Below are 25,392 nucleotides of genomic sequence, written 5' to 3' on the forward strand. Positions count from 1 at the left end.
GGGTGGCGTGGACGAATTCGTCCTCGTGGAGTGAGGACTGGGACGCGGCGGGCAAAGAGCTCACGCGCCTTGGGCAGGCGGTCGGGCTCGTCGAGCAGGACCTGATTCCCGGAGAGCCCGAGGTCTCGCTGGAATGGGCCGACCACTTGAGCAAGATCGGTGATGCCTGCGAGCAGTGCGCTACCGGGTTCGCCAAGATCGACGCGGGGGGATGGACCGGCCAAGCCGCTGATGCCGCCCGCGAGCAACTGCAGCAGGTTGCGCCCGCGGCTTACCGCAATGCCGCAGACGCTTTCCATGCCGCAGCGGATGCACTACGCACTTTCGCGGGCGTGCTCGCCGATGCGCAGCGGCGAGCAGCCGAGGCGCAGAAGGCGATCGAGGCGGCCGACGTCACAACTGAACAAGCCCAGATCCAGCACCAGCGCAGCGGCAACCCGATGCCGTTCCGAGATCCCTCAGCCGCCCAGCGCGCCGCAGCGCAGAACACCATCGCCACCGCGAAAGCCGAAGTCGCGCGCGCTGACGCCGAAGCCTCGCGCATCGTCATGGAAGCCACGGGGAGAGCACCCGAGGCGCCCTCCTTCGGACGTCAGATGTGGGAAAACGCCAAAGACGGCTTTCAGACGGCCGGTTCGGCGCTGTGGAGTTTCGGTGCCGGTGTGGTCGATGCCGGTGTGGGACTGGGCACGATGGCCTGGCAGGCCGTGAAAATCACTTCACCTGGTTTTGCCATCACGCACCCGGAGGAAGCGCAGCAGTTCAACGCCACGATCGCCGCTGGAGTGCAGGGTTTCCAGAGCGATCCCCTCGGATCACTCTGGAAGACCACCAAAACCGTCGTCGATGTCGACGGCCTGCGCCAGGATCCGATGCGATGGGCAGGCAGCCAGGTCGACAGCGTCGCTGTCGCCACCAAGGTCGCCAAACTCGGCAAGCTCAGCAAACTCGGCAAGCTGGCCGACGAGGTTCCCAACGCGCCGACACCACATCCGCCCAGCGTCCAGCCTCAACACGCCCCCCAACCAGGCGGCCCCACTCCACCAGCACACAACCCCGTTCCATCGCGGCCTGACGCACTCGCACCGTCCACACCGAACGGCTACTCGGCACCCCAGCACCTTCCGGGAGGCCCTGGCGTTGCGCCGCACTACGGTGGCCCGGCCCCGCACCCAGCCCCACTGGGCATGGACGCGCCTCACGGGCCCGGTAATCCGCCTTCTGCACCCCACCCCGAGCCCAGCGCAGGACACCATCCTCCCGAACCGCCCACGCCGGAACGCCGGATCCAGGACGCCCTGGACAACGTGCGCGCCACGGGTAGCGATGGCCTCGGCCGAGGCCACAACCCGTACGACTTCACCCCGGGCACCGATCACCTGCCTGAAGGCCTGAGCCGCAGCAACCCCGACCCCTGGGGCCTGGACTCAGCCATCCAGCGCGGCGGCGTCGACGATCCGAACTTCGTTTACCGCAACGTGGATCCGGCAGATGAGGCCAACGCCCTGTGGCGCGCCGCCCACTCCAGCGACATTGACGAACTCTTCCGCACTGGTGAACTGCCCCGGAGCTCGGAAGGTCACGCCGATTTCGAGGCCCTGGACGGGCACGTGGGCGGCAACACTCACAGCCGTTTCGTATCCACTTCGGACTCCCTGGAGCACGTGCTCCACCGGGCGCAGATGGACCCCGATACCTACGGCGACATTCTCAAAATCCGCTCTGGTGGCGGCATCGACGTGGACGCGACCATGCATAACCTGGTGGGAGACTCGCCGCTTGGCTACGTCGGTCACGGCGAACGCGAGGTCGGCATGGCCGACGGCATCAACCCGGCCAACATCGAAGGCGTGTTCCGGCCGGTCGAATTCGACCCAGCCGGGCGCCCATCGCGGTACACATGGATACCGAACCCGAATTTCAATCCAGCCGTTCTCAGGGGGACCAGCCACTCATGAGCATTGACCGCAGCAGCATGATCGGACCGTTCCCGTTGCCAGCGATCGACTCCTTGCGGGAGCGCGCTCGCGCGCTGGCCGGGACCGGTCGGCAGTGGCTGGCGATCGAGGACCCCGCGGTACCCACCGGCGGGCCGCTGCCGAAAGCCGCGATCCAGGGCGGGTACGAGGTCACCGCGGACGGTGAACTGACTGGCCGGTACCAGATCAACCCGTCTTACCGGCCCAGTGTCCAGGTCGCTGGAATGCCGCTGACCACCACGGACTTGGCGCTTTGGCGCGCACTGCACGGGTACAGCCCGCTCGGGATGATGGTCGACACCCTCTATCGGTCTGAGCTCGCGCTCTACGCCGAACATGAGGGGGACCACCAGCTGGCGGTGACCCGTACCTCCGACGGTCAGGCGGTGCTGACCGCGTTCACCGCCACCCAGCACATCCCCGCCGAATGGGCCCACCACCAGCGCGTCCCGGCCTGGACCATCCTCGACACGATGCATGGACAGCCGGTGTTCCTCTCCCTCAACCCCGGAACGCCGCTCGCGTTGAAGATGCTGATCCACGACCTGGCGACGTTGACCACCGACCGCACCCGACAGCGCCGTGACCTGGGAGCCATACCGCTCGATACTGTCCCCGCTGCACCGCAGAACGACCAGGCCGCCGAGTAGCGCCAGGCTGCCGCCCGCACCAAAGACGATATGCCCAAGGTCGATGCTGTCGAGACACCGCAGGTGTTCCGCGACATCGTCGTCTCCGATCGGGATCTTCCAGGACTGCTGGAGCGCTACAAGCCCGGCACGGACATCGAGGAGCCAGCGTTCACCTCGGCCTCCAAGGACACTCCTCCACAGCAGTTCTCCGAGCCTCGGGAGGGCAAGGACCGTGTGCTTCGGTTCATCTTCGACGATCCGAAGAACGCCCGGGATCTGTCCGTGACGAATCCGGACGAGCTGGAAGATGTAGATCCCGAAGTCTGGGAGGAGGCGTAGGAAGCCAAGCGCTACATGCAGGAGAAGATCGACAAGGGTGAGGTGCTGAAGTCCTGGAGCAAGGACAACTTCCCGATCGGCCTGGATAAGAACCTGAACCCATTCCCCCACCGGACCAGGCAGGGAAGGAAACGCGGACAGCGAAACAGGCGAGCCCTGATCAAGGGGATGAGGTTCGTCGGTGATCCACTGACGTCCTTGTGAGAAGCAACCCCGGCATCCCGCTGTTACTGACAGCTCATGATCCGGGACTTGGCGCTGCTGCTCACCAACTACAAAGAGCAGCAGCGCAGCAGCGGAGGCAGTCCTTCGCGGATGATCAGCGGCTTCGGGTCGACAGGAGTAGGGCGACTGCGGCGAGGCCTGCGGCGATCGGGCCGAGGAGCTCAGGTCCGGACCAGGCGATTCCCGCCGCGCCGAGGATTCCCGACAGCGCGATCGCCAGGTAGAGGATCGCGGCGTTGAGCGACACCAGGACCGGCGCCGACTCCGGGGACAGCGTGATCAGCCGGTGCTGCTGCGGCGTCGTGATCGCGAAGGCCGCGATGCCGTAGAACGCGATCTCGGCCATCGCGAAGCCGAAGTTCCCCGTGGTCAGCGGCAGCACGAGCAGGCTGACGACCAGCCAGACCAGTGCGAACGCCACCACCCGGCTGCTGCCGAACCGGTCGGCGAGCATCCCGGCGAGGTAGTTGCCGACGTGCCGATGACCCCCAGCAGGAACATCAGCACCGCCAGCCGAACTCCGCTCCCGCCGGTCGCCGGGCCGAACACCGCACCGATGTAGGTGTAGGGCAGGTAGACCGCGGTGAACGCGATGAGCGTGGTCGCCAGCACCACCAGCACCCGGCGCCGCTGCCAACTCGCGGTAGCAGTGGCGAGCACCGGCGCGAGCAGAGCGCAGGTCAGTGCGAAGGCGGTGACCACCTGGCCGGCGGCGCCGATCGACACGTCAAGGGCCTTGCTGAGCTGCGGCAACAGCCCGGCGAGCACGAACTCGCAGGTGCCCACGGCGAAGGTCCCGAAGCCGAGCACCGGCACTGCCCACCGGCTCGGTGTCATGTCCACAGTGGAGGTCACGAGCGTGCTCCGATCCGCTGTGCCAGTTCCGACGTTGCCAGGCCGACCGCGATGAAAACCGCCGCCACGATGGGCAACGAGGTGGGGGAGAGCTCCAGAACCGCAGCACCGAGAGCCCCGGACAACGACACCGCCAGGTAAGCGCTGGAGGCGTTCAGCGAGATGACGAACGAGGTCGCCGCAGGCGCGGCCTCGATCAGCCGGTGCTGCTGCGGCACCGTCACCGACCAGGCCGTCAGTCCGAAGACCACCACCGCGACCCCGGCGCTGAGCAGGGTGCTCGTGGAGAACGGGAGCAGCAGGAAGTTGACCAGCGCGACCGCCATCGCCACCGCGATCACCCGCCGGGCGCCGAACTTGTCGGTCCACCCGCCGCTGACCAGGTTGCCGATCGTCCCCGCGGTGCCGGACAGGAACAGCAGCACCGCCAGCAGCGCGCCGCTGCCGCCGGTGGCGGGCTCGACGATCACGCTGATGTAGGTGCTCACGAGGTAGATGCCGACGAACAGCGCAACCGTGGTCAGCAGGATCAGCACGATCTTTCCGCCGCGCAGCGGTGCGAGGCGTTCGCGCAGGCCCGCGGCGGGCGGTGCCGGGATCGTCGGGAGCAGCACGGCGATGCCGAGTCCGGCGGCTGCGCCGAGCGCGGCGACGAACCACATCGTGCCGCGCCAGGTCGTGACCGATCCGAGCAGCGTGCCCAGCGGAACGCCGAGCGCTGTGGAGGTGGTCAGGCCCAGCGTGACCAGCGAAATCGCCCGCGCCCGTTGGGATTCTGGGGCGAGTGCGGCAGCCGCTGCCCCGGAGATCGGCGTGACCATCGCAGCACCGGCAGCGGCGATGACGCGCGTCGCCAGCACTGCGCCGTAGGTCGGCGCGAGGGCTGTCGCGACGTTGCCGAGCACGAAGACCGCGAGCGCGGTGAGCAGGACCTGGCGGCGCGGCCAGGTGCCGGTGAGCGTCGCGAGGACCGGTGAGAGCACGGCGTAGGCGATGGCGAAGACGGTCACCAGCTGGCCCGCCTGAGCGATCCCGACGCCCAGGTCGGTCGAGATCTCCGGCAGCACACCGGCGACGACGAACGCGTCGGTGCCCACCGCGAAGGTGCCCAGTGCCAGCACCGATACCCGGAGCGGGACGCGCGCGGCGGGTTCAGCGGTCGTGGTCAACGGGACTCCCCAAAACGGTACCGATCGTTTCCATGCTGGAGGACGGTACCGATCGTTTCCGTTTTCGCGCAAGGTGGGATATCGTGCGGACATGGCGACACGAGCCCGAGAACGCCTGGTCGAGGCCGCGGAGCAGCTCTTCTACAGCGAGGGCATCCGGGCGGTCGGCGTTGAGCGGCTGGTCGCCGTCTCCGGGGTCGGCCGCGCCTCGTTCTACCGGCACTTCGCCAGCAAGGACGACCTGGTCGTGACCATGCTGCGCGGCTACGACGAGCGCTTCCGGACCTGGTTGGCCGATGCGGTCGAGGCCCGCGGCGGTGGACCGCTGGCGGTGTTCGACGCGCTCAGCGAGAGCTTCGAGGCCGAGGACTTCCGCGGCTGCGCCTCGATCAACGCGATGGTCGAAATGGCCGATGTGGACAGTGCGGCCCACCAGGTCGCCGCCGAGCACAAGGCAAAGGTCATCGACTACCTGGATGGCCTGCTGACTGCGGCCGACCAGCCCCGCCACCGGGACCTCGCGGAGCAGCTCATGCTCCTGATCGACGGAGCCATCATCACGGCGCTCCGCGAGCGCACCGCAGAACCTGCCTACCGGGCCAAAGCCATCGCAGAGTCCCTGCTGAAGGCTTGACGCCGTCGAGGAAATCGACGGAAAAAGCGGGGAAACCGTTCTCCCCGCCTGTTTCAAGGTATAGCGCACCAGGGGGCTTGCGGCAAGACCCGGGGCGTCCCGCAGAATCGTCGTCCGAAGCCAGGACCAGCGGAAACCCGTGTCCTCGGAAGCCCAAGCGCGTTCGAGGGGCGGTACCTGCTGCCCGGACACTCTCCTCGGATGGAGCGTTGCGAATGATCGACGTGATCGTGGTCGGTGCTGGACCGACCGGTTTGATGCTGGCCGCCGAATTGCGGCTGCACGATGTGAACGTGGTCGTGCTGGAGCGCGATGCCGAGCCGACCAAGGTCGTCCGCGCGGGTGGCCTGCACGTGCGCAGCATCGAGCTGATGGACCAGCGCGGTCTGCTGGATCGCTTCCTCGCGCTGGGCACGCGGCACGAGGCAGGCGGCTTCTTCGCCGGCATGGACAAGCCCTGGCCCCGGATGGACACCGCGCACGGCTACGTCCTCGGCATCCCGCAGCCGATCGTCGACCGCCTGCTGGCCGAGCACGCCACCGAGGTCGGCGCCGAGATCCGGCGCGGCTGCGAGCTGATCGGACTGAGTCAGGACGAGGACGGGGTGACCGCTGAGCTGGCTGACGGCACGCAGCTGCGCTCGCGCTACCTCGTCGGCTGCGACGGAGGCCGCAGCGCGGTGCGCAAACTGCTCGGCGTCGACTTCCCCGGCGAGCCCAGCAAGGTCGAAACGCTGTTGGGAGAAGTGGAGGTGACCGCGCCGCCGGTGGAGTTGACGGCCGTGGTGACCGAGGTCCGCAAGACCCAGAAGCGATTCGGCGCCGTACCCCTCGAAGGCGGCGCGTACCGCGTGATCGTGCCCGCTGCGGGGCTGACCGAGGATCGCGCGGTCCCGCCGACCCTGGACGAGCTGAAGCGGCAGCTGGTGGCGGTTGCGGGCACCGACTTCGGCGCGCACTCACCGCGCTGGCTGTCCCGCTTCGGCGACGCCACCCGGCAGGCCGAGCGCTACCGGGTCGGCCGGGCGCTGCTGGCCGGCGACGCGGCGCACATCCACCCGCCGATCGGCGGGCAGGGCCTCAACCTCGGCGTCCAGGACGCGGCCAACCTGGGCTGGAAGCTGGCCGCCGAGATCGGCGGCTGGGCGCCGGAGGGGCTGCTGGACAGCTACCAGGCCGAGCGGCACCCGGTGGCCGCCGACGTGCTGACCAACACCCGCGCGCAGATCGAGCTGATGTCCCTGGCCCCAGGTCCGCAGGCCGTGCGCCGACTGCTGTCCGAGCTGATGGACTTCGAGGAGGTCAACCGGTATCTGATCGAGAAGATCACCGCGATCGGCGTCCGCTACGACTTCGGCGAGGACCACGACCTGCTCGGCCGACGCTTGCGGGACGTCGAGCTGAAGCGCGGGCGCCTGTACGAGCTGATGCGCAGCGGTCGCGGTCTGCTGCTCGACCAGACCGGGCGCCTCTCGGCGGAGGGCTGGGCGGACCGCGTCGACCACGTCGTGGACGTCAGCGAAGAACTCGACGTCCCCGCCGTGCTGCTGCGCCCAGACGGCCACGTCGCATGGGTTGGCGAGGATCAGCAGAGCCTGCGTGACCAGCTGCAGAAGTGGCTCGGGCGCTGAAGACCTGATAGTTCAGCTGAGAACCCGTGAGCACTTTGTGGTGTCATAGCCCCACAAAGTGCTCACGGGCTCGCGAGCTCACCGCTCGAAGCGACCGGTCTTGATGGCGGTGAGGAAGTTTGACCACTGCTGGTGGTCGGCGACGAAGTAACCGGCGGCGCGGTTCTTGGTGTCACGGACGGCGGCGCCGTCGGCTAACGCACCAACCTCGACGCAGTTGGTCTGGTTTCCGCTGTAGCTGGACTTCCGCCAGTTCGTGGCCCTGTTCATTCCGCACTCTCCATGTCGTCTGCGATTTGCCTGATGAGCGCAGTGGTGAGGTCTGCGCTCAACGCATTTCCACGGAGAGTATCCGCGGCAGCCTGGTAGTCCCTGACGTCGTTGGCGTCCGTGATGGTCGTGCTTGAGCGGTAGTGCTCCAGGTGCACGACCGGCTTGGCGCGCTCGAACTCGATCAGTACAAAAGGCCCCTCAACCGCAGGTGAATAACTGTGGTTGAACGGAATCGCATGAAGGCTGACGTTGCCCCGCTCTGCCCACTTCTCCAGGTGGTGGAGCTGGTCGAGCATCACGTCGCGTCCGCATGGCGGGTATCGGAGTGCGTGCTCGCCGATGAAGGCGACCAGCTCCACGGGGTTTCGACGTGTGAGGACGTCTCGTCGACCGAGCCGGAAGGTCACCCTCCGATCAGCCTCTCCGCGCGTGGTCCCGGAACCGATCATGATCGACCGCGCATAGTCAGCGGTCTGCAGGAGTCCAGGAATGAGCAGCGGCTGAACATCGGTGATGGTTCGCGCTGTTCGTTCGTACTCGGTCAATGCTGCCAGCTGACGATCGACTCCCGGTGCCACCCAGTTTGGATCTCCGGCATCTTTGGCGAGTTGCAGGAGTCTCTCGCGCTCTTCGCCGGTCACTCCGAGGATGCCCAGCACGGCGCCGGTGTCGGCCTCGCTCGGCGTGAGCTTGCCGTTCTCCCAACGAGAGATGTGGGTATGGGAGCGTCCCAGCTTCGTGCCGAGTGCTTGGGTCGACATCCCGACCGCTTTGCGGGCTGCGCGAAGCTCGACTCCGAGCTGTCTCGCTCGCGGTGTGTCGGCGGTGCTGGCCATGACCGAATCCTAGCTACGCCGCTTCACCCGATCACGATCACGCGATTGGGGAATTGCTGATCAGGTGCATGCACATCCATTCTGTGCATGCACAAAACAGTGATGGAGAGGTGATGGCTATGTATCCCTTCCACTGGGTTCCGGCTGCTGGGTGGCGGCATGCGAGTACCGATCGGCGGCCGGAGGGGGCTTTGGCCTATCCCACCGGGACTTCCGTGCGGACCTTGTGCCGGGAGCAGTTGAGCGCCGACAACTCCGAGATCGGGTGGTTGTGGCCCACCTGCGACAGCTGCAACTCCGAGGCTCATCGGATCGCTCGCGAACTCACCGCCAGCTCGATCGAGAGGACCATCTGACATGGCTATCGCTCTGCCCGGGATCGTGATGATCACCGCTGGGATCGTGTTCTACCTGTTCGCGATCGATTGGAGGAGCCGCGCGCCGCAGCACTCGGGTGGCGGCGAAGGCGTGCCGACGGTGTGGCAGCTCATCGCCCACGTTGAGGCTGAACAGCGGAAACGCGAACAAACCGGCCGACACCGGCTCCGCGAGCCCGCGCCACCACCATCCACTTCGGACGGTCCGCCGCCGCTGGAACTCCAACAGCGAATACTCGAACCGCTCCACCGCCTCTAGCCCCCTGACCAGGGCTCGGCCGCAGCTGCCCCCGACCGCGCGGCCCGGGCTCTGCCGACCGGTCGGCGCTGCGTTCCCTCCCCCCAGCGCCGACCGGTCACCCAAGCGTTCGTGAGTGGTTGTGGTTCAGCGAGGCCGTCGGCTGAGGAGCACGTGAGTACTTCGGGGCGCCCTAGCACCCCGAAGTACTCACGAGGACTTCTTGCGGCGGGGGAGAATTCCCGAGCCGAAGCGGGGTCTTTCCAGGGCGTTGAGGAGCGCTAGGAACGCGTCGTGGACATCTCGGCGGGAGTCGTCCGGGGTTGCCGGGGGCGCCGTCAGGTCGGGGTCGGGCATGCCCTTGACCTGCATCCAGCGCTCGTCCCACAGCGCTTCCATCGCGGCCTTCCAGCGCTTTCGGACGTCTTCGACGACCTGGTCGCGCTGTTCGGCCGCTGCGTCCTTGCGCTGCTGGCCCTCCGCGACCGCTTCGCCGAGCTCGGTCGCTCGGGCGCGCTCGTGCTTGCGGAGGTCCTGCGCGGCGGTGGACGCCAGCGCGGTGAGCTCCTTGTACCGGATCGACGCCGGAACCAGGTCAGTCACCAGCTTCCTCCCAGACCTCGATCTCCTCGGCCGCTCGCGGCTCCGGCACCTGCGGGGCGTCCGGGGCGCCGAGGTCGAACGGCAGGATCACCTCGGGGCGCGAATGCACCGCTCGGTCGAAGAAGAGGCCACGTCGGGCTCGCGGCGACCAGCTGACCACCTGGCCGGCTGCGAAGGTCGCCAGTTCCTGGCCGTGCACGTCGAAGGCCACCCACGCGCCGATGTCGTCCACCGGGCCCATGCCGAGGGTGTTCTTCACCCGGTTCGCGCTGCGCCACCAGCCGATCACGTGCACCCGGGATTCCGGGCCCTGCTTGAGGATCTTCCGCAGGTGGTCCATGCCGCTAACCCTGGTGGTCGGGTCCTTGCGTTCCAGGGTGGTCTGCGCCGCGTCGGCCGCGTACAGCACCAGGCAGTGCGGCACGTCCGCGCCGGAACGGCCGTCGATCGAGTCCGCCGTCGCGGCCATCGCCGCCTCGATGCCGTCGAGTCCGACCAGGTCAACGTCGTGCGCAGCGGCGCGCAGATCGTCTACGACCCGCTGCACGTCGTCGTCGACGTCGTCCAGCAGGCCGGCGATGGTGAACTTGATGTCGCCAGGAAGGTGTTGACGTGCGAGGGAAAGCGTCGCTGCGCCGAGCACGCTCACCGCGTCCACCCGGACTGAGCCGATCACCGCGATGTTGCGCCCCGGCGAGCGGCTCAACCGAACCCGGGCGGCGGTGCCGTTAACGTCGATGATCTGCCCGAGCAGCACCTCGGGCGTGTTCACCGGCGCCGACAGCTGCTGGTAGTCATCCAAAGTGGACAACGCGGGCAGGTTCGAGCCGTCGAACAGCCTTGGCGGCACGGCGGAATCATTTAGCTGCTTCCACAGCTCCACCTGCAGCGCGTCGAAGGTGTCGCGGGCGGTGGCGTCCGGGATCCGGGCGATCTCGTTGCCGTGCTTGACGCCGGACTCGTGGTTGACCACCGCGTGCCAGCGCGGCAGCTCCATGGCGGCCGAGTTCTGCTCGCCCAGCACCCGGCGCGCCTTGGGCAGCGCGATCCGCAGGATGAACTGCTCGAAGATCGCCGGCTTGCCCCAGAACGCCTCGATGCCGGACACGTCCTGGCTGGCCAGCACCAGGTGGATGCCCTGCGAACGGCCGCGCCGAGCAACGTCTTCCAGCAGCGCGGTGGCCTGCGTGGTCACGTTGTCACGGTCGGCGAACAGGTACTGGAACTCGTCGATCACCGCGACGATCCGCGGCCACCGACCGTTCGGATTCTCGGCGCGCAGCTCTTCGAGCTTGGTGACCTCGTGCTTCTTCGCGGCCTCCGCGCGCCGCCGCATCTCGTCGGCCAGGAACCGCAGCAGCGCCAAGCCGAACTCGCGGTCGGTGTTGACGTTCACCCCGACCAGCTGCGCGTGCGGCAGCCAGCTCGGATCCCGCCTGCCCGGGGTGAACTGGGCGAACGACACGCCTTCCTTGAAGTCCAGCAGGTAGAGCTCCAGCTCGTCCGGCGAGTAACGGGCGGCGAGCCCGCCGAGCATGCCGTACAGGAAGTTCGTCTTGCCCGAACCGCTCGGCCCGCCGATCAAGGTGTGCGGGCTGCTGTCGCCGAGCGTGATCCACACCGGCTCGCCCTCGTCGAACCCGACCGGCGCCTGCAGTCCGGACGTCGAGCTGTGCGCCCAGTACTGGTCGGGCACCAGGTCGTCGAAGGTCCGCACCCGCGCGCGGCGGGCCAGGAACGCCTCCGCGATCGACGTGCAGGCCTTGGTGACCTCGTTGCGCGACGGCGATTCGTCCAGCTGCACCACGGCTTCCGGTCCGGTGGTGCTGATCCGCGCGCGGTCCTCGCCGATCAGCCGGACCGATTCGATCGCGCTGCTCACGCTCAGGGACATGTCCACGACGATCAGCTGGATGCCGCAGGCCGGTCCGCTGCGGGCGATCCGCTGCAACTGCTGCTGCTGTTCCTCGCGCAGCGGCTCGCCGTTGCCGAACAGCACCCCGATGCGCCACGGCTCGGAGCGGTGCCCCTTCTCAGCGGCCAACGCGCGCAGCGAGGTGTGCCCGCCGAGCAGCGCGCCGGTGTGGATCCGCCGGATGTGGTCGGACAGCGCGTCCAGCATCTCGTCGAGCCGAGTCGGGTCGTGCGCGGTGAGCAGTCCGGCGCGGGTCAGCGGGTACAGGCCGGGCAGTGTGCCGGTCAGCTGCGCGACGTCCCAGATGTGCAGGCGCACCGCGCCCGGCTGGAAGTGGCTGAGCAGCCGCAGCAGCAGGTTCTGCACCAGGGTTTCGGCGGCTTCCGGGTTGCCGTCGGTGGTGATCCGCAGGTGCGACTCGTCGAGCAGCGGGACGGCGGCGGGGAACGGCTGCGGGTCCGGCGAGTCCGGCACGACCGCAGTGCCGAGGCGCCACACCTCGGGCGGCGGAGCGGAGGATTCCCGCGTGCCCACCTCGCCGAGCCAGTCCGACCAGGGAAGCCCGGCGGATCCCGGCGCGACCTCGGCCATCAGCTGCGCCAGCTGATCCGGCCCGTTGGCGGTCCACTCCGAGAAGATCTCCGCGCGATCGGTGAGCGCTTCCCGCATCGCAGCCTGGAACGCGCTGCTGCTCGGATCGCCGATCTCCTGCGGATCGCGTTGTGCGGCAGCCGTCCCGGCCTGCGCGATGCGTAGCGCGTAGTCCTGCTGCGCGCATTCGGCGAGGACCCTGGCGTGCTCGTTGTCGGCGGCACCGAGCGCGGTGGCGATGCTGGAGCGCAGGCGCTCGAAGGCTGCTTCGACGCGGCTACGCCGCTCGTTGCGTTTACCCACACCCCACCTCGGGAAGCAGAGTTACTAACTGTGATCAAACTACCACTAGGCGGATGACGGGGCAGAACCCCATCTGGCGCATTCACTTGGCGTAATGCCGTTTCACTGCGCGAGATGGGGCGCCCGACGCCGGTGGCCTAGAGCTGGGTGACGAAATCGCGCAACGTGTTCGTCAGGTGCTCGACCATGCCCTGGGCTCGCTCGATCTGGTCATCCGCTCGGTGCAGGCTCGGCGGCACCACGGTTTCCGGGTGCTCCGGGTCGAGCTTGATCATCGCCTGCTCGGCTTCGCCCAACGCCGTGCGGCTGGTGCCCAGGTGCGCGCCGGCGTCCGCCAGGTGCTGCTCCACGACACCCAGCGCCTGCACGAGTTCTTCCAGCACCGACACGTCGCTACAGCCGACCCGCGTACGCCTCGGCGGAGGACATCGTGGCCTGGATGGAGCCCTGCGCGCCGCTGACCATCTGCATCGTCTCGGCGAGCATGCCGTGCGCGTGCTGCATGTCCTCCTGAGCGCTGCCCTGGGTGGCGGAGACGAGTGCGGCTTGGGCCTCTTCCAGGACGAGGTTCGCTTGTTGCAGGGCGGCGATGCCCTCCTGCATCTTCTGGTTGGCCAGCGAAATGCCTGCGCGAACTTCTTCCACGCCTGCCATTTTGGGTCCGGTCCTCCGAGGGTGGCGGTGCTGTAATGGTGCACAAGTTAACCGCTCGCTCGTCCGGCGGCGCAGGCAGGGCCATGGAGTTGATCACAGTTTGATCGCGGTGGGTGATGACTTACACAGGTGATCACTCGACGGGGTGACGAAAGCTGAGGGGGTTCCGCATTTGCCGTGCTTCCAACGGAAATCGGACATGTGAGCCTTCGCGCTGGTCGGCGCCGTGGGCGCGGCGCGAGACGCCTCGGGGCGCTGGGCATCGGAGGCGCTTTCGGGTGCACCTCCGCGTTCGGCGTCGAAATCCCGCTACGTGAAACGAGGTTGACGGATCCGGGTCAGATCCGGTCGGCGTCTACTGTGGATTTCGCGGTGACCTCGATCGCGGAGACGCCTGACGGAGGCATCGGTGCCGCGGACCACCGCGCGGTCGCGCCCGATTCGTCGGTCGACATGCGGGACCAGCCGTTGCCGCCGAGGGTCGACACCGCGCCTTGGACTATCTCCGCAGGTTTGCCGACTGCCGGGCCGAGGTCCAGCGAAACCCGCACTACCGGCGGTTCGACCGAGTACTCGACGACGTCAGCGGTGCGCGACAGGCGACTGGCCACTGCGCGCGCAGGCCACTCCGCGCCCGCGCGGCGATCGGTGACGACATCCACCACTAGCGCCAGCCGGGGCCGCGTCCGGCCGTGCTCGTCCCGTTCGGCAACCACCGGAGCGGTCGGTGCGGGTGGCTCGTCGGGGTCGACGGTCTCGGCGCGACCGAACATCAGCGAATCGCCCGCCCAGACCTCGACCAGCAGGCGTTCCCCGCCGCTGACCAGCGCGCCCACCAGCTCGGGGTGGTCCACCACGGTCCACGCCGTCGGTGGTTCGCAGGCCACCCGGTGGCGGGCGTAATCCGGGCCGAGCTCGCGCAGGAAGTTGCGCACCGCGCGTGACAGCCCGGCCACGTGCTGCCCGGTCTCCGCGCAGTCCCGGCTGATGGTGACCGACCAGCAGCCCGGTTCCTCGTCGGAGCAGTCGCCGGACGCCACGACCCGGCCACCCACGTTCTGCACCAGCTCGCGGCAGGCCGTGCGCGCCGAACGCTCGTCATCGGCCCCGACGACCACGGTGATCAGCAGCTCGAGCTCGTTGTTGTTCTTCATCGCAGTCGAATTGTCCCGCACCGGCAAGGGGGCGGATCAATTCGGCTGCGGGATCACTCCGGCGGCTCCTCGAACTGCTCGGTGTCGCTCTGGTCGACGCCGTAGTAGTGGTAGAGGTCGCGGCCTTCCTCCGGGGAGAGGTGGCCGTGCTCGGCCTCGACCTGGGGAGCGTTTTTCACCCGGTCCTTGTCCACGCCGAGATCGAGCCGGTTCTCCTCGGTGCTCGCGCCGGTGAGCGGCGCGAAGGTCTCCTTGACGCCGAGCAGTCCGATCCGGACGGTGACCCATTCCGGTTGCTGCGTCGCGTCGTCGACGTAGACGTTGCCGACCCGGCCGACCCGCGAGCCGTTGCGGTCGAAAACCGGTGTGCCGATCAGGTCCTGAGCGCGCTCCACGTCCATGGCTGCCTCACTCGATCCACCCCGCCCGGGCGGGAAGTCCGTCCGCCGGCCGACCCCCGTCGGCCCCTTCAAGCTCCCCGCGCCACAGTGGACCTGCAACCGCGCAAGCGACACGCCTCACCCGATCGAGTAATGATCGAGATTATCTGCGTGGACTAGTAGTACTGAATGTTCCTCGTCTTGGGCTTTGAAGCGGCGTTAGCCGCTCACGAGTACCGGTTCTGTGCCTGTACCTGCGGGCCATGACCCGTCAGATGCGCCTTGGCGTGGCCGTCAAACGACCGGCGGCACCGCCTCCGACACATCGACCAGGAGGCGCTCGACCTCCGCGCCCCAGCGCGAGACGATCACCAGCTCGCGTGCCGGGTCCACCCACAGCAGGTGGCTGCCCGCGTTGCCGCGGGCGCAGCGGCCGGTGTGCGGTGCCTGGGGCCATACGGAGCGGTCGCCATTGAGCCACCACGACAGGCCGTAGTTGGGCTTGACGGGGCAGGGCGCCCACAGTTCCTCGATCCAGCGGTGCGAGAGGACACGCCGCCCGCCCCACACTCCGCCGTGCAGGCAGAGATGGCCGATCCGGGCCAGGTCCAGGGCGCTGATCCACAGGCCGCCGCCCCAGTGCGCGCCGCCGGAAACCACCGGCACCCGGGTGCCGTCGAGATCGACCGTCGAGTTCCGGTAGCCGTGCCAGGACCAGTCATCGGAGGCTCCGATCACCGTCATGACGCGTGCGCGCAGCACGTCCGGAAGGGCGCGGCCGAACAGGACCGTGAGCGCCAGTGCCGTGAGGTTGACGCGGACGTCGTTGTAGGCCCAGCCCTCGCCGGGAGGCCCGCCCCCCGACTCGGTGCCCTCACGCGTGCTCTGCGCGTCCACCCATGTCGGCTTGCCCCACAACTCGCCCTCCCACTGGCTGGTCTGGTCGAGGAGGTGGCGCCAGGTGATCGCACGCCCGTGGGCGTCACCGAACTGGGGCAGGTCCACCGACCGTGACACCGGTTCGTCCAGGCGCAACGTCCCGTCGTCGAACGCGACGCCGCCCACCAGCGACAGCACGCTCTTGGTGGCGCTGAATGCCATCTCCGCACGCGTCGGTTCGCCCCACGCGGCGATGACCGTGCCGCGTCGCACCACGACACCACTGGCCCCCCTGCCCGTCCAGGAGCGGGCCCACCACCTCGCGGTGCGCGGCGTCCGACACCTGGGCGGTGAGGTACGACGCCATGTCCTCGACGCCGGGCACCGGCCGCGCCGCCTGCGCACGGACCGCCCGCGCCAGTGCCGCTTCGTCGACTCCCTCCCAGGGATCGACGGGCCGATCGCTCTGCTCCAGGACCTCCTGGTCGGGCCGCGACGTCACTGCATCCAACTCCACACCGAACCTCCGGTCTTGTCGCCGTCAGGGCGAGGTGGCGTGCACATCAGCCACCGGAGACCGTCTTAGGAGTTGAGCTCGCGGCCGATGAAGGTGAGGACATCAGTCATGACCTCGTCCTTGTTGGTTTCGTTGAACAGCTCGTGGCGGCCGCCCGGGTAGATGTGCTCGTGGAACTCGTGGCCGCGGATGCGGTCGATGCCCGTGCGCGTGTCGGCTTCCGGGACCAGTTCGTCGTCCTCGCCGTGGACCCACAGGGTCGGCTTGTCGATCGCCGGGCCCTCGTTGATGGCCAGCAGGCAATTGTCGATCGCCTGCAGCGTCGGGCGCTTGAACGGGCCGTGCCAGACCAGCGGGTCCGCGACGTAGGACGCGCCGGTGGCGGAGTCGCGGGACAGCGTCGAGGGGTCGATCGGGGTGTCCGGGATTTCGTCGTGCTCGAGCAGGTCCAGCACGTGCCAGGTGCCCACGACCGGACCCGAGAGCACGACCGCGGCGAGGTGCTCCTGGTGCTCCTGCGCGTAGCGGGCGGCGAGCATCCCGCCCATCGAATGTCCGATGAGGACGACCGGGAGGCCGGGGTGCTCGGCGGTGACCTGCTGGCGCAGCGTCTCCAGATCGGCCACGAGCGACTCGGCGTCGGCGAAGTGGACCCGCTCGCCCTCCGAACGCCCGTGCCCGATGTGGTCAGGCGCGTAGACCTGCGCGCGGGCGGACACGAGTTGCTCGGCGACCCACTGGTAGCGGCCGGAGTGCTCGCCGTACCCGTGCGCGATCAGTGCGATCCAGCCCGGGTTGGTCGCGGCCCACTCCCGCACCACCAGGTTGCCGTGACGTCCGATGATCTCTCGATCCGTTGGCTCGATCATGCTGCCACCACAGCACATTTGATCGAGCCAAGCCAAACCCCTGTCGCGTTTCGTCAGAGACGCGCCGACGGCGTCACTGGTGGTATGCGCTGCCGTTGATGGTTCCGCCGCCGCAGACCGGGCCGGAGTTCCAGGCGACCGGGAGCGGGTCGGTCTCGTCGGGCGGGATGACCTGGAGGCGGGACGGGGTGGGCTCGCACTGCCCGTCGGTCGGCTCGCCCTCGCTCGGGACGACGGTCCAGTGCAGCGTGGCGCTGGCCGAGGCGCCCGGGGCCAGGCTGATCATGGACGGACCGGGGTTCGGGGTGCGCTCGGCGTTGGTCGGCAGCGCGCGACCGGAGGAGTCGACCAGCTGCATTCCGCCGTAGCCGTACAGGGTGCAGGTCTCACCGCTGTTGTTGGTCAGCGTCAGCTCGGCGTAGCGCTGTCCGGCGCCGGCATCGGCGTTCTGCAACGAGCCGTTGAGCATCGACGTGTGGCAGCGCGTGACCTTGCTGACCTGCGGCTCCTGCTTCTTCGGAGGCGCCTGAGCGGTCGGGGTGTCGGAGGTCGCCGGGCTCGGCCGGGGGTTCTCGGCCTGCGGGGCGTCCGGCGTCTCGGCGGCGGGTTGCTGCAGGTCCAGGGCCGCTGCGGGTGGCTGGGGGGGCGCGATGGGTGCGGCTATGACCTTGCCTGTCTGGGGTGTCTGGCTGCAGGCCGCCATCAGCCCGGCGGCCAGCAGGGCGCCGGATGCCTGGAGCGTCCGCAATCCGATGTTCCGCAGTCGATGCGCGGTCATCACGACCACCTCCCGTCCCCACCCTGCGCGGCGGGGTCCGTCGGTAACTGCTCTGCTGTTGTGTAGACGCTTGGCGGGCGGGAGGGTTGCCCACCAATTCCCGATTCCCGATTCTCCGCCTTCACGAGCTGTGCGAGTTGAGAGCGGAGCTACTCCGCGGGGTTGAACTGCGGTCCGCCGCGGATGGGCTGATCGGGTGCATTCAGTGAGGCGCTATTACTCGATGGGCGGAATTGCCGGTTCGCGAATTGAGAGATTCTCTTTTCCGGTAGCCCGACTGGGTGGTGATATTCACCTGAACGGCGGGACTGCGGGTTTGTGCCACTTCGATATCTTTGGGCCCGCTAGCAGGCTGAACTCAGGGGGTTTGACATGGCCGAACGCATTCCCGGCGTGGACGTAGCGCGATATCAGGGGGAACCGGATTGGGGTGCGGTTCGCGGCGCCGGATACGTCTTCAGCTACATCAAAGCGACTGAAGGCATCGGATATGTGAGTCCGACGCTGGACGGGCAGTTGGCCGGCGCCCGCGGTGCGGGGATGGTCACCGGGCTCTACCACTTCGCACGCCCGGACACGAATTCCCCGGAGCAGGACGCGGCCGATTTCGCCGCGCAGCTCGGGCGGCTCAACTCCAGTGCGGCCGGGAACCTGCCGCCGTGCCTGGACATCGAGACCGACGCGCCGAACCTGGGCGCCTGGGTCAAGGGCTTCATCAACGCCATCCGCGGGCACACCGGCCGCAACGAGGTCGTCGTGTACGCCTCGACGTCGTGGTTCCAGGAGAAGCTCGCCACCGACACCTGGGTGGACCCCGGGGTGTTCCTGTGGGTCGCTCACTACGGCCGCCCGCCGGGCGAACCGGGCTACCTGACCGACCGGGTGGCGATCCACCAGCACGCCTCCGACGGGCAGGTGCCGGGCATCGGCGGCAACACCGACCTGAACGTCTCGCTGGTACCGCTGGAGGTGCTAACCGGGGCCGGGGCGCCGCCGCCTCCGCCCGCGCCGGAGACCTACGTGGTGCAGCCGGGCGACACGCTGTCCGGGATCGGCCAGAAGCTCGGCGTGGACTGGCGGGAGATCGCCCGGGTCAACGGGATCAGCAACCCGGATCTGATCTACGTCGGCCAGGTGCTGAAGATTCCGCGCTGAGAACCCGCGGCGGTGCAAGCGCCGTAGGTGGGTCATGCGCCTGGCGCCGCACTGAGATCGTGGCCGGCGGGTATTCCAAACCGTTACTGCCGGGTACGCCGAAGCCCGACTTTCGCGATCGGATCGGACTACCGTCTTCGCTTGAACATCGCGCGAGGCGGAGGTGAACGCGATGGCGGGGACGACGGAGCTGGTCCGCAGCCACTGGACTCGCGGTGAGCCGGGACGGGACGCCCCCGAGCAGCTCGTGGTCGCGCTCTACCGCTGGTGGATCGTCGCGATGATCCTCAAGACCTTGGGTGCGACCTGGGACATCTGCTGGCACTTCAAGTGGTTGCGCGACGACCTCGCGCCGCCGCACCTGATCAACACGGTCGGCACCGTGATCGTGGTGGGCCTGGTGGTCTTCCACACCTACACCGGGATCGGTGCCGACCGCGCCACGCTGCGCTGGATGCAGTGGGGGCTCGGCGTCTTCCTGGTGGCCGCGCCGCTGGACGTGATCAACCACCGGATCAACGGCCTGGACATCACCGCGTGGAGCCCGTCGCACGCGCTGCTCTACATCGGCACCGGGTTGATGAGCATCGGGCTGATCCGCGGCTGGGCGCGCTACGGCGGCGGTGACCGGTATTCGTACGCGGTCACCTGCTTCTTGTGGTTCACGGTGCTGGACAACTTCATGTTCCTGAACCAGCACCAGGAGTACGGCGTGCTGGGGTTGGCCGCGTGGGACCGCGGCACGCCTTACGCCGAGGACAGCCTGCTGCAGTTCGCCGCCGACGACCTGGGGCGACCGCTGGACCGGCTCGCCGTAGAGCACTTCACGCTGCCGGTGCCGGACTGGGTGTACCCGACGTGGGCGGTGCTCACCGGGCTCGGCACGCTGCTGCTGGCGCGGCGACTGGTCGGGCGAAAGTGGACTGCGACCACCATCGCCGCTGGTTACCTGGCGTTTCGCTGCGTTGCTTGGGGATTGCTGGCCGCGGCTGACTTCCCGATCTCGGCCGTGCCGTTCTTCGTGCTCGCCGGGGCCGTCGCGATCGACCTGTCGTTCCAGCTGACGGCTCGGATTCAGCCGGTGGTCGGTGCGGTGGCTGTGACCGCGGTGTCGTACGCGGCGCTGTCGTTGCAGCAGACCTACCTGGCCGCGCCGCCCGCTGACTACTCGACGGCGCTGTACGTGGTCGTGCTGTTCGCCGGGCTGTGGTGGTTGTTCCAGTTCCTGCTCGGCACCGAACGCGGGCAGCAGCTGCTCGCGAGGGCTCAGACGATGACCGGAGCGCGGGAGAGCACCACGCCCAGTCCGTAGGCCACGCCCATCACCGCGACCTCGGCGGCGGCCCAGCCGAGGAGCGCGGTGCGCTGGTGGCGGGCGATGCGGGGCAGCAGGCGGAAGCGCATCTGCGCCGCGATCACGCCCAGCGCCACCAGGCAGATCATCTTCGCCACGATGATCTGGCCGTAGCCGGTGGTGACCAGGCCGAGCAGGCCGACGTTCGGCGTGATGACCAGCGTCATCAGGCCGTTGAACAGGCCCGATGCGCCGACCACGACGAAGGCGATGGTGGCGAGCTTGGAGAAGCGCGGCAGTGCCTCCGCCAGCAGTCCGCGACGGGGTGCGACGAACAGCGCGACGGCGGCCAGGCCGCCGGTCCACATGGCCGCACCGATCACGTGCAGCTCCATCGAGATCATGCTGAAGTCGTGGTACCGCCAGTCCGTGGCGTGGCCGGTCAGCGGCATCGGCAGCAGGCCGAGCAGGGCGACGATGGTGCGCAGCTCGGCGGGCACTGACTCGCCGAACCGGATGGCCAGGAAGCCCAGCACCGCGCACGCCAGTCCGGCGCCGGCGCTGGCGAGCAGGCCCGGACCGGCCGGGACGTTCGCGACGTAGTCCACCAGCAGCTGGACGGTCACCTCGCGGTCCGGGCTCAGCTCCGAGGCCTGCAGCACCAGGGACACCAGAGCGGCGAGCATCCAGATCAACGCCGTCATCACGGTGGCCCGGCGGGCCAGGGTCATGATCGGCTCGGTCTGCTTCGGGCGGTTGAAGCCGAGCAGCTTCGGCAGCAGGCTCAGACCGACCGTGGCCAGCGCGGCCAGGTCCAGCACGACCCGCGCGGTGGGCAGGCCGAAGCGCACCAGCGACGGCGGATCGGGCAGCCCGGGGATCGTGCCCACTGCGGTGTAGATGGTGGTGATCAGAGCGGCGAGCAGCGCGCCGCCGACCAGGGCGAGCACCACCGCGGTCTTCTCCCGGACTGCGCTGCGATCTTCGGGGTTGCCAGGACGATCCGGTTCGGCGGTTCGCTTCGAACGGGCAACGGCATCGGAATCGGCAGCCACGACAGCCATCATCTCACCCGGTCGAGCGGCCATTCCGGGTTGGACGGCGAAGGCGATCACTGGTCGTGACTGAATTGTTTCGGTGCGCATTTCCGTGATCGATGGGGTGATGTTGTCGAAGTGTCGTCTCGGTCACCGTGTTCGTCGCCAGAAGTTGATCTTCAAATTGGGTGATTTCCCAGTTCGGGAAGGTTTTTCGGGGGCCTGTTCCATTCGTCTGGTTTGCCGGTTCGACCGTTCACGCGGACGCCGGGCCGGACGGGTTTGTGTTGCTGGCAATGTCCTCAGCATCGTTGTTCTAGAGTCGAGCGCGTGTATCCGGCGGCCAGCGCGACAGCGCACGCGGGGGGCGCGCCCGGCGCACCTCGACCGTGCGTGGGCGAAGCGATTCCGGAACCTGCGCGGTTCTTCCCGCTCGATTCGCCGAGTCGTCGGCTTTCGTTCACCGGCTCGGCGCAGGCTTATTCGTCCGGTGTTTCACGGGGCGCTGCAATTTCGTTCCGCACCGCATCGGCCGGTGTTCGAGTCGGGGTTCCGACGGGGTTTTCCGGAGGCGCCCCCGGGCTCGGGAAGGAATCGCGTTTCGCCTGGTCAGCAGCTATTTCTGCAACGTTCGCCGGGAGTCTTGGCCCAGTGGCACCTGCGGTGTCGCGAAGTGCGAGCCTGGAGGGTCTCAGGGAAATTGGGGGTCCGACCCCGGATGTGAGTCGGTCCCGCGAAACGCGAGATTGAGCGGTGTGGACGGACAGCGAAGGCGGGAACCGTCGGCGGCGGGTCCCGACGCGGGCAGCAAGCCGGCGCGGCGGACGCCGCGAGGCTCGACAGCAGGACGTGACATGGGTCGCCGACTAGGGTGTTCGGTAGTCGAACGTTCCCGCATCCTGCTCAAGAGGGCTGACGCGGTCGTGCAGCACTGCCCCGATCCGGCGACTGGGCGTGGTTCGAGATGACTGCGCTCGCGGTGTTGCTCGCTGCCCTTGGCGCCCTCGGGAATGCGGTCGGGGCGCGGATGCAGCACGCCGCGGTCCACGACACGATGGATGGCAGCGGGCTGGGCCTGCGGGTCCAGTCCAGGCTCGTCCGTAACCCGCGCTGGCTCACCGGGCTCGGCTGCCTCGGCACCGGCGCCCTGCTGCACGCCTGCGCGCTCGGCCTCGCTCCGCTCAGCGTGGTGCAGCCGGTCGGTGTGCTGGCCTTGCCGACCACCGTGCTGCTCAACAGCCGTCAGCAGGGCATCCGGGTCCGCGACCTGAGCCCCAGCGTCCTGCTCGCGGTGCTCGCGGCCACCGGTGGTGTCGCCTCGTTCGTCTTCCTCGCCGCCGGTAGCGCGACCGCCACCCCGGTGACCGGTGACGTGCAGCTGGCGGCCACCCAGCTGGTCGCCGCCGGTGTCCTGGCGGTGGGTGTGCTGGCCGTGCTGACCCGGTCGAAGGTGCGCTGCATCTTCTTCGCGGCCGGGTGCGCGATCGCCTACGGGTACGTGTCGCTGCTGATGCGCGCCGTCGCGCAGCAGCTGGGCACGAGCGACCTGCTGGACATCAACCCCCTTCCACTTCTCGGCATCGCCGTGGCGATGGTCGTGGGCGGCTGGCTGCTGCAGCACGGCTACGCCAGCGGCCCACCGGACCTGGTGATGGCCTGCTTGACCGTGATCGACCCGCTCGTCGCGGTCGGCCTGGGCATCGGGCTGCTCGGCGAAGCCGACCACGTCAGCGCCTGGACTGCCACCGGCCAGGTCCTCTGCGCGGTGGTGGCCTGCATCGGGGTTTTCGCGCTCGCGCGCTACCACCCAGAAACCGAGGAGCGGCGCGTGCCCGCTCCGGTGACCGGCAGCAGTGATCTTGCCGGACCGAGTTCGACAGATCGTCCTGACGGGAGTTCCCCTTGACTTCGCAACCGCACAGCCGACCGCTGCGGATCGTGGTCGGCGCGACCACCTACCCGCCCCACGTGAACGGGGCGGCGATCTTCGGCCACCGGTTGGCGACCGGGCTGGCCGCCCGCGGCCACGACGTGCACGTCATCTGCCACTCGGACGACCGCGCCGAACACCTCGAGGTCGAGGACGGCGTGACGGTGCACCGCGTGCCCTCCTACGGCTCTCCTTTCCACCCGTCGATCCGCGGCATCATGCCGTGGCAGGCCCGCCAGGCCGACCGGCTGCTGGCCGAGATCCAGCCCGACGTCGTGCACGTTCAGTCGCACTTCTTCATCTGCCGCGGACTGATCAACTCGGCCCGGCAGCGGAATCTGCCGCTGGTGGCGACCAACCACTTCATGCCGGAGAACATCTTCGGCTACATCAAGGTCCCGCAGTTCCTGCAGGACGCCGCCGGTCGGCTGCTGTGGCACAACCTGATCAAGCACTACGGCAAGGCGCAGCTGGTCACCGCACCCACGCCCCGCGCCGTCCAGCTGCTGCAGGACAACGGGTTCACCGACGCGGCGTTCCCGGTCTCCTGCGGCATCGACGTCGAGCGGTACCGACAGCCCGCCGAGCGCTACCGCGCCGAGAACCCCGACCCGGAGACCCGGACCGTGCTCTTCGTCGGGCGCCTCGACGAGGAGAAGCACATCGACGACCTGCTGCGCGCGATGTCGCTGCTGCGCACCAAGGTCCCGACGCGGCTGGAGATCGTCGGCAACGGCAGCCGGCGCGCGGCCTTCGAGCAGCTCGCTGCCGAGCTCGGCATCGCCGACCAGGTCCAGTTCCACGGCTACCTCGACGAGGAGGAGTTGCTGGAGGCCTACGCCCGTGCTGATCTGTTCTGCATGCCCAGCATCGCCGAGCTGCAGAGCCTCGCCACCATGGAAGCCATGTCGGCCAGAACCCCGGTCGTGCTGGCCAACGCCATGGCGCTGCCGCACCTCGTGCAGCCGGGCCAGAACGGTTGGCTGTACCCGCCGCGCGACGTGCACGCGCTGGCCCGCGCCATCGAGGACGTGCTGGTCGACCGCGCCACGATCGACCGGATGGGCAAGGCCAGCGAGCAGCTGGTATCCCGGCACGACATCGACGAGATCCTCGGCCGGTTCGAGACGATCTACCACCACGTGATCGACCCGGAGGGTGCTGTCGAGCTCGACGAGATCCGCACCGAACTGGCGAGCTGAGCCGCCGTGGTGACCCCGGAACTCCACCCCGTGGAGCAGGTGGCGCGCATCAGCGGCGCTGACGTGCACTACTGGACCTACCACGACGATCTCGCCGATGCCGACCTCCAGCCCGGTGTTGACCTCGCCGGTGCCGACCGCTCTGAAGCGGCCGACACCGTGCTGATGGTGCACGGGTTGCGGGGCACCCACCACGGCTTGGAACTCATCACCGCGGGGTTGCCCGACCACCGGGTGGTCATTCCCGACTTGCCCGGATTCGGGGACTCCGGGCCGATGACCGGGAAGCGCCACGACGTCGCCGGCTACGCGCACGTGATCACCGAGCTGATCGAGCGGATCGACGGCCGCGAGCGTCCGGTCGTGCTGCTCGGACATTCGTTCGGCTCGATCGTCGCGTCCCAGGTGGCTGCTACCAGACCCGAGCTCATCAGCAAGCTGGTGCTGATCAACCCGATCGCTACTCCGGCCTTGCGCGGGCCGCGGGTGCTGCTGTCCAGGTTGACCTCCGCCTACTACACGCTGGGCAGGCGACTGCCGATCCGGGCCGGGCACTCGCTGCTGAGCAACCGCTGGGTGGTGCTGGCTGCCAGTCGGGCGATGACGCGGACCAAGGACAAGCAGCTGCGCGAGTTCATAGACAGCAACCACTTGCGCTACTTCAGCCGCTTCCACAGCCCGGCCCTGGTCAGCGAGACCTTCGTGGCCTCGACGACGCACACCGTCATCGACCACGCCGACGACATCCACTTGCCGACCCTGCTGATCGCCGGGGAATCCGACGAGATCGCACCGCTGCCGGGCCAGCGAGCGCTGGCCACCCGGATGTCCGATGCCGAGCTCGTGGTGATCCCGAACGTCGGACACCTGGTGCACTACGAAACGCCGGGGCCGGCAGCAGAAGCGATCCAGCGCTTCCTCGGAGCAGCATGAACAGCCCTGC

Annotated in this window: 28 protein-coding genes; 13 read left to right on the forward strand and 15 right to left on the reverse strand. The window is 68.5% G+C overall.

Going from position 1 to position 25,392, the window contains the following annotated elements; all coding sequences use genetic code 11:
- Positions 1-2 precede the first annotated feature (2 nt).
- From ACWCO2_RS20635 to ACWCO2_RS20650, 4 genes are read left to right on the forward strand one after another with little or no spacing between them, the layout of a single operon-like run.
- Positions 3-1,958 carry a putative T7SS-secreted protein gene (locus ACWCO2_RS20635; protein WP_450129367.1) on the forward strand — a complete coding sequence of 652 codons (1,956 nt, stop codon included), beginning with the start codon at positions 3-5 and terminating at the stop codon, positions 1,956-1,958.
- The gene (locus ACWCO2_RS20640; protein WP_450129368.1) at positions 1,955-2,629 is read left to right on the forward strand and encodes a hypothetical protein; all 675 of its coding nucleotides are present in this window, start codon (positions 1,955-1,957) and stop codon (positions 2,627-2,629) included. Before ACWCO2_RS20635 ends, ACWCO2_RS20640 begins: the two co-directional genes overlap by 4 nt.
- 30 nt (positions 2,630-2,659) lie before the next feature.
- Positions 2,660-2,950: a hypothetical protein gene (locus tag ACWCO2_RS20645; RefSeq protein ID WP_450129369.1), complete on the forward strand. Its 291-nt coding sequence runs from the start codon at positions 2,660-2,662 to the stop codon at positions 2,948-2,950.
- Positions 2,951-2,965: 15 nt separating this feature from the next.
- Complete coding sequence (locus tag ACWCO2_RS20650) at positions 2,966-3,154, forward strand: hypothetical protein (RefSeq protein WP_450129370.1); 189 nt, start codon at positions 2,966-2,968, stop codon at positions 3,152-3,154.
- A 115-nt stretch (positions 3,155-3,269) separates the two neighbouring features.
- On the opposite strand, the gene ACWCO2_RS20655 is transcribed toward ACWCO2_RS20650, so the two are convergent.
- From ACWCO2_RS20655 to ACWCO2_RS20665, 3 genes are read right to left on the reverse strand one after another with little or no spacing between them, the layout of a single operon-like run.
- The gene (locus tag ACWCO2_RS20655; RefSeq protein WP_450129371.1) at positions 3,270-3,596 is read right to left on the reverse strand and encodes a hypothetical protein; all 327 of its coding nucleotides are present in this window, start codon (positions 3,594-3,596) and stop codon (positions 3,270-3,272) included.
- Positions 3,545-4,030, reverse strand: a complete 486-nt coding sequence (locus ACWCO2_RS20660; protein ID WP_450129372.1) for a hypothetical protein — start codon at positions 4,028-4,030, stop codon at positions 3,545-3,547. Before ACWCO2_RS20660 ends, ACWCO2_RS20655 begins: the two co-directional genes overlap by 52 nt.
- Positions 4,027-5,199, reverse strand: coding sequence for an MFS transporter (locus tag ACWCO2_RS20665; protein WP_450129373.1), 1,173 nt, complete (start codon positions 5,197-5,199; stop codon positions 4,027-4,029). Before ACWCO2_RS20665 ends, ACWCO2_RS20660 begins: the two co-directional genes overlap by 4 nt.
- 91 nt (positions 5,200-5,290) lie before the next feature.
- On the opposite strand from ACWCO2_RS20665, the gene ACWCO2_RS20670 reads away from it, so the two are divergent.
- Both ACWCO2_RS20670 and rox read left to right on the forward strand, forming a co-directional pair.
- On the forward strand, positions 5,291-5,833 hold the full coding sequence (locus ACWCO2_RS20670; RefSeq protein WP_450129374.1) for a TetR/AcrR family transcriptional regulator: 543 nt from the start codon (positions 5,291-5,293) through the stop codon (positions 5,831-5,833).
- A 215-nt stretch (positions 5,834-6,048) separates the two neighbouring features.
- The gene (gene rox / locus ACWCO2_RS20675) at positions 6,049-7,464 is read left to right on the forward strand and encodes a rifampin monooxygenase (RefSeq protein ID WP_450129375.1); all 1,416 of its coding nucleotides are present in this window, start codon (positions 6,049-6,051) and stop codon (positions 7,462-7,464) included.
- A 78-nt stretch (positions 7,465-7,542) separates the two neighbouring features.
- Here the strand turns inward: rox and ACWCO2_RS20680 are convergent, their stop codons facing one another.
- Entirely contained in the window at positions 7,543-7,734 is a 192-nt protein-coding gene (locus ACWCO2_RS20680; RefSeq protein WP_450129376.1) for a DUF397 domain-containing protein, read from the reverse strand.
- On the reverse strand, positions 7,731-8,573 hold the full coding sequence (locus ACWCO2_RS20685) for a helix-turn-helix domain-containing protein (protein ID WP_450129377.1): 843 nt from the start codon (positions 8,571-8,573) through the stop codon (positions 7,731-7,733). Before ACWCO2_RS20685 ends, ACWCO2_RS20680 begins: the two co-directional genes overlap by 4 nt.
- Before the next feature lie 119 nt (positions 8,574-8,692).
- On the opposite strand from ACWCO2_RS20685, the gene ACWCO2_RS20690 reads away from it, so the two are divergent.
- Positions 8,693-8,929, forward strand: a complete 237-nt coding sequence (locus ACWCO2_RS20690; RefSeq protein WP_450129420.1) for a zinc finger protein — start codon at positions 8,693-8,695, stop codon at positions 8,927-8,929.
- Between the two features lies 1 nt (position 8,930).
- On the forward strand, positions 8,931-9,209 hold the full coding sequence (locus ACWCO2_RS20695) for a hypothetical protein (protein WP_450129378.1): 279 nt from the start codon (positions 8,931-8,933) through the stop codon (positions 9,207-9,209).
- 189 nt (positions 9,210-9,398) lie between these two features.
- Here the strand turns inward: ACWCO2_RS20695 and ACWCO2_RS20700 are convergent, their stop codons facing one another.
- The 9 genes from ACWCO2_RS20700 to ACWCO2_RS20740 form a co-directional block, all read right to left on the reverse strand.
- Positions 9,399-9,791 carry a hypothetical protein gene (locus tag ACWCO2_RS20700; protein ID WP_450129379.1) on the reverse strand — a complete coding sequence of 131 codons (393 nt, stop codon included), beginning with the start codon at positions 9,789-9,791 and terminating at the stop codon, positions 9,399-9,401.
- Positions 9,784-12,600 (reverse strand): FtsK/SpoIIIE domain-containing protein, encoded by a 2,817-nt coding sequence (locus tag ACWCO2_RS20705; protein ID WP_450129380.1) that lies wholly within the window; start codon positions 12,598-12,600, stop codon positions 9,784-9,786. Before ACWCO2_RS20705 ends, ACWCO2_RS20700 begins: the two co-directional genes overlap by 8 nt.
- Before the next feature lie 137 nt (positions 12,601-12,737).
- A complete protein-coding gene (locus ACWCO2_RS20710) occupies positions 12,738-12,989 on the reverse strand; it encodes a hypothetical protein (protein WP_450129381.1) in 252 nt (83 codons plus the stop codon).
- Between the two features lie 4 nt (positions 12,990-12,993).
- Positions 12,994-13,254: a hypothetical protein gene (locus ACWCO2_RS20715; protein ID WP_450129382.1), complete on the reverse strand. Its 261-nt coding sequence runs from the start codon at positions 13,252-13,254 to the stop codon at positions 12,994-12,996.
- Between the two features lie 338 nt (positions 13,255-13,592).
- Positions 13,593-14,408 (reverse strand): hypothetical protein, encoded by an 816-nt coding sequence (locus ACWCO2_RS20720; protein WP_450129383.1) that lies wholly within the window; start codon positions 14,406-14,408, stop codon positions 13,593-13,595.
- 53 nt (positions 14,409-14,461) lie between these two features.
- Positions 14,462-14,809 (reverse strand): PRC-barrel domain-containing protein, encoded by a 348-nt coding sequence (locus ACWCO2_RS20725; RefSeq protein WP_450129384.1) that lies wholly within the window; start codon positions 14,807-14,809, stop codon positions 14,462-14,464.
- A gap of 273 nt (positions 14,810-15,082) precedes the next feature.
- Positions 15,083-15,940 (reverse strand): serine hydrolase domain-containing protein, encoded by an 858-nt coding sequence (locus ACWCO2_RS20730; protein WP_450129385.1) that lies wholly within the window; start codon positions 15,938-15,940, stop codon positions 15,083-15,085.
- Positions 15,941-16,249: 309 nt separating this feature from the next.
- Complete coding sequence (locus ACWCO2_RS20735; protein WP_450129386.1) at positions 16,250-17,053, reverse strand: alpha/beta hydrolase; 804 nt, start codon at positions 17,051-17,053, stop codon at positions 16,250-16,252.
- Between the two features lie 73 nt (positions 17,054-17,126).
- On the reverse strand, positions 17,127-17,831 hold the full coding sequence (locus tag ACWCO2_RS20740; RefSeq protein WP_450129387.1) for a DUF4232 domain-containing protein: 705 nt from the start codon (positions 17,829-17,831) through the stop codon (positions 17,127-17,129).
- A 372-nt stretch (positions 17,832-18,203) separates the two neighbouring features.
- Here ACWCO2_RS20740 and ACWCO2_RS20745 point away from each other — a divergent pair, with 372 nt between their 5' ends.
- Positions 18,204-18,986: a GH25 family lysozyme gene (locus ACWCO2_RS20745; protein WP_450129388.1), complete on the forward strand. Its 783-nt coding sequence runs from the start codon at positions 18,204-18,206 to the stop codon at positions 18,984-18,986.
- A 172-nt stretch (positions 18,987-19,158) separates the two neighbouring features.
- Entirely contained in the window at positions 19,159-20,298 is a 1,140-nt protein-coding gene (locus tag ACWCO2_RS20750) for a hypothetical protein (RefSeq protein ID WP_450129389.1), read from the forward strand.
- Here ACWCO2_RS20750 and ACWCO2_RS20755 read toward each other — a convergent pair.
- Positions 20,253-21,335, reverse strand: coding sequence for a copper resistance D family protein (locus ACWCO2_RS20755; protein ID WP_450129390.1), 1,083 nt, complete (start codon positions 21,333-21,335; stop codon positions 20,253-20,255). The genes ACWCO2_RS20750 and ACWCO2_RS20755 overlap by 46 nt on opposite strands.
- A 946-nt stretch (positions 21,336-22,281) precedes the next feature.
- Between ACWCO2_RS20755 and ACWCO2_RS20760 the strand changes: the two genes are divergently transcribed.
- From ACWCO2_RS20760 to ACWCO2_RS20770, 3 genes are read left to right on the forward strand one after another with little or no spacing between them, the layout of a single operon-like run.
- Positions 22,282-23,223, forward strand: coding sequence for a hypothetical protein (locus ACWCO2_RS20760; protein WP_450129391.1), 942 nt, complete (start codon positions 22,282-22,284; stop codon positions 23,221-23,223).
- The gene (locus ACWCO2_RS20765) at positions 23,220-24,449 is read left to right on the forward strand and encodes a glycosyltransferase (RefSeq protein WP_450129392.1); all 1,230 of its coding nucleotides are present in this window, start codon (positions 23,220-23,222) and stop codon (positions 24,447-24,449) included. The genes ACWCO2_RS20760 and ACWCO2_RS20765 overlap by 4 nt, the downstream gene beginning before the upstream one ends.
- Positions 24,450-24,458: 9 nt before the next feature.
- Entirely contained in the window at positions 24,459-25,382 is a 924-nt protein-coding gene (locus ACWCO2_RS20770) for an alpha/beta fold hydrolase (RefSeq protein ID WP_450129393.1), read from the forward strand.
- The last annotated feature ends 10 nt before the right edge of the window (positions 25,383-25,392 follow it).

This window comes from Saccharopolyspora sp. NPDC002376, assembly GCF_053593195.1.

Excerpts from the sequence above, each read along its gene's own strand:
- ACWCO2_RS20640 (WP_450129368.1), top strand. The coding sequence starts at position 1,955 with ATGAGCATTGACCGCAGCAGCATGATCGGACCGTTCCCGTTGCCAGCG.
- ACWCO2_RS20645 (WP_450129369.1), top strand. The coding sequence starts at position 2,660 with ATGCCCAAGGTCGATGCTGTCGAGACACCGCAGGTGTTCCGCGACATC.
- ACWCO2_RS20650 (WP_450129370.1), top strand. The coding sequence starts at position 2,966 with ATGCAGGAGAAGATCGACAAGGGTGAGGTGCTGAAGTCCTGGAGCAAG.
- ACWCO2_RS20670 (WP_450129374.1), top strand. The coding sequence starts at position 5,291 with ATGGCGACACGAGCCCGAGAACGCCTGGTCGAGGCCGCGGAGCAGCTC.
- rox (WP_450129375.1), top strand. The coding sequence starts at position 6,049 with ATGATCGACGTGATCGTGGTCGGTGCTGGACCGACCGGTTTGATGCTG.
- ACWCO2_RS20680 (WP_450129376.1), bottom strand. The coding sequence starts at position 7,734 with ATGAACAGGGCCACGAACTGGCGGAAGTCCAGCTACAGCGGAAACCAG.
- ACWCO2_RS20685 (WP_450129377.1), bottom strand. The coding sequence starts at position 8,573 with ATGGCCAGCACCGCCGACACACCGCGAGCGAGACAGCTCGGAGTCGAG.
- ACWCO2_RS20690 (WP_450129420.1), top strand. The coding sequence starts at position 8,693 with ATGTATCCCTTCCACTGGGTTCCGGCTGCTGGGTGGCGGCATGCGAGT.
- ACWCO2_RS20695 (WP_450129378.1), top strand. The coding sequence starts at position 8,931 with ATGGCTATCGCTCTGCCCGGGATCGTGATGATCACCGCTGGGATCGTG.
- ACWCO2_RS20715 (WP_450129382.1), bottom strand. The coding sequence starts at position 13,254 with ATGGCAGGCGTGGAAGAAGTTCGCGCAGGCATTTCGCTGGCCAACCAG.
- ACWCO2_RS20720 (WP_450129383.1), bottom strand. The coding sequence starts at position 14,408 with ATGAAGAACAACAACGAGCTCGAGCTGCTGATCACCGTGGTCGTCGGG.
- ACWCO2_RS20725 (WP_450129384.1), bottom strand. The coding sequence starts at position 14,809 with ATGGACGTGGAGCGCGCTCAGGACCTGATCGGCACACCGGTTTTCGAC.
- ACWCO2_RS20735 (WP_450129386.1), bottom strand. The coding sequence starts at position 17,053 with ATGATCGAGCCAACGGATCGAGAGATCATCGGACGTCACGGCAACCTG.
- ACWCO2_RS20740 (WP_450129387.1), bottom strand. The coding sequence starts at position 17,831 with ATGACCGCGCATCGACTGCGGAACATCGGATTGCGGACGCTCCAGGCA.
- ACWCO2_RS20745 (WP_450129388.1), top strand. The coding sequence starts at position 18,204 with ATGGCCGAACGCATTCCCGGCGTGGACGTAGCGCGATATCAGGGGGAA.
- ACWCO2_RS20750 (WP_450129389.1), top strand. The coding sequence starts at position 19,159 with ATGGCGGGGACGACGGAGCTGGTCCGCAGCCACTGGACTCGCGGTGAG.
- ACWCO2_RS20760 (WP_450129391.1), top strand. The coding sequence starts at position 22,282 with ATGACTGCGCTCGCGGTGTTGCTCGCTGCCCTTGGCGCCCTCGGGAAT.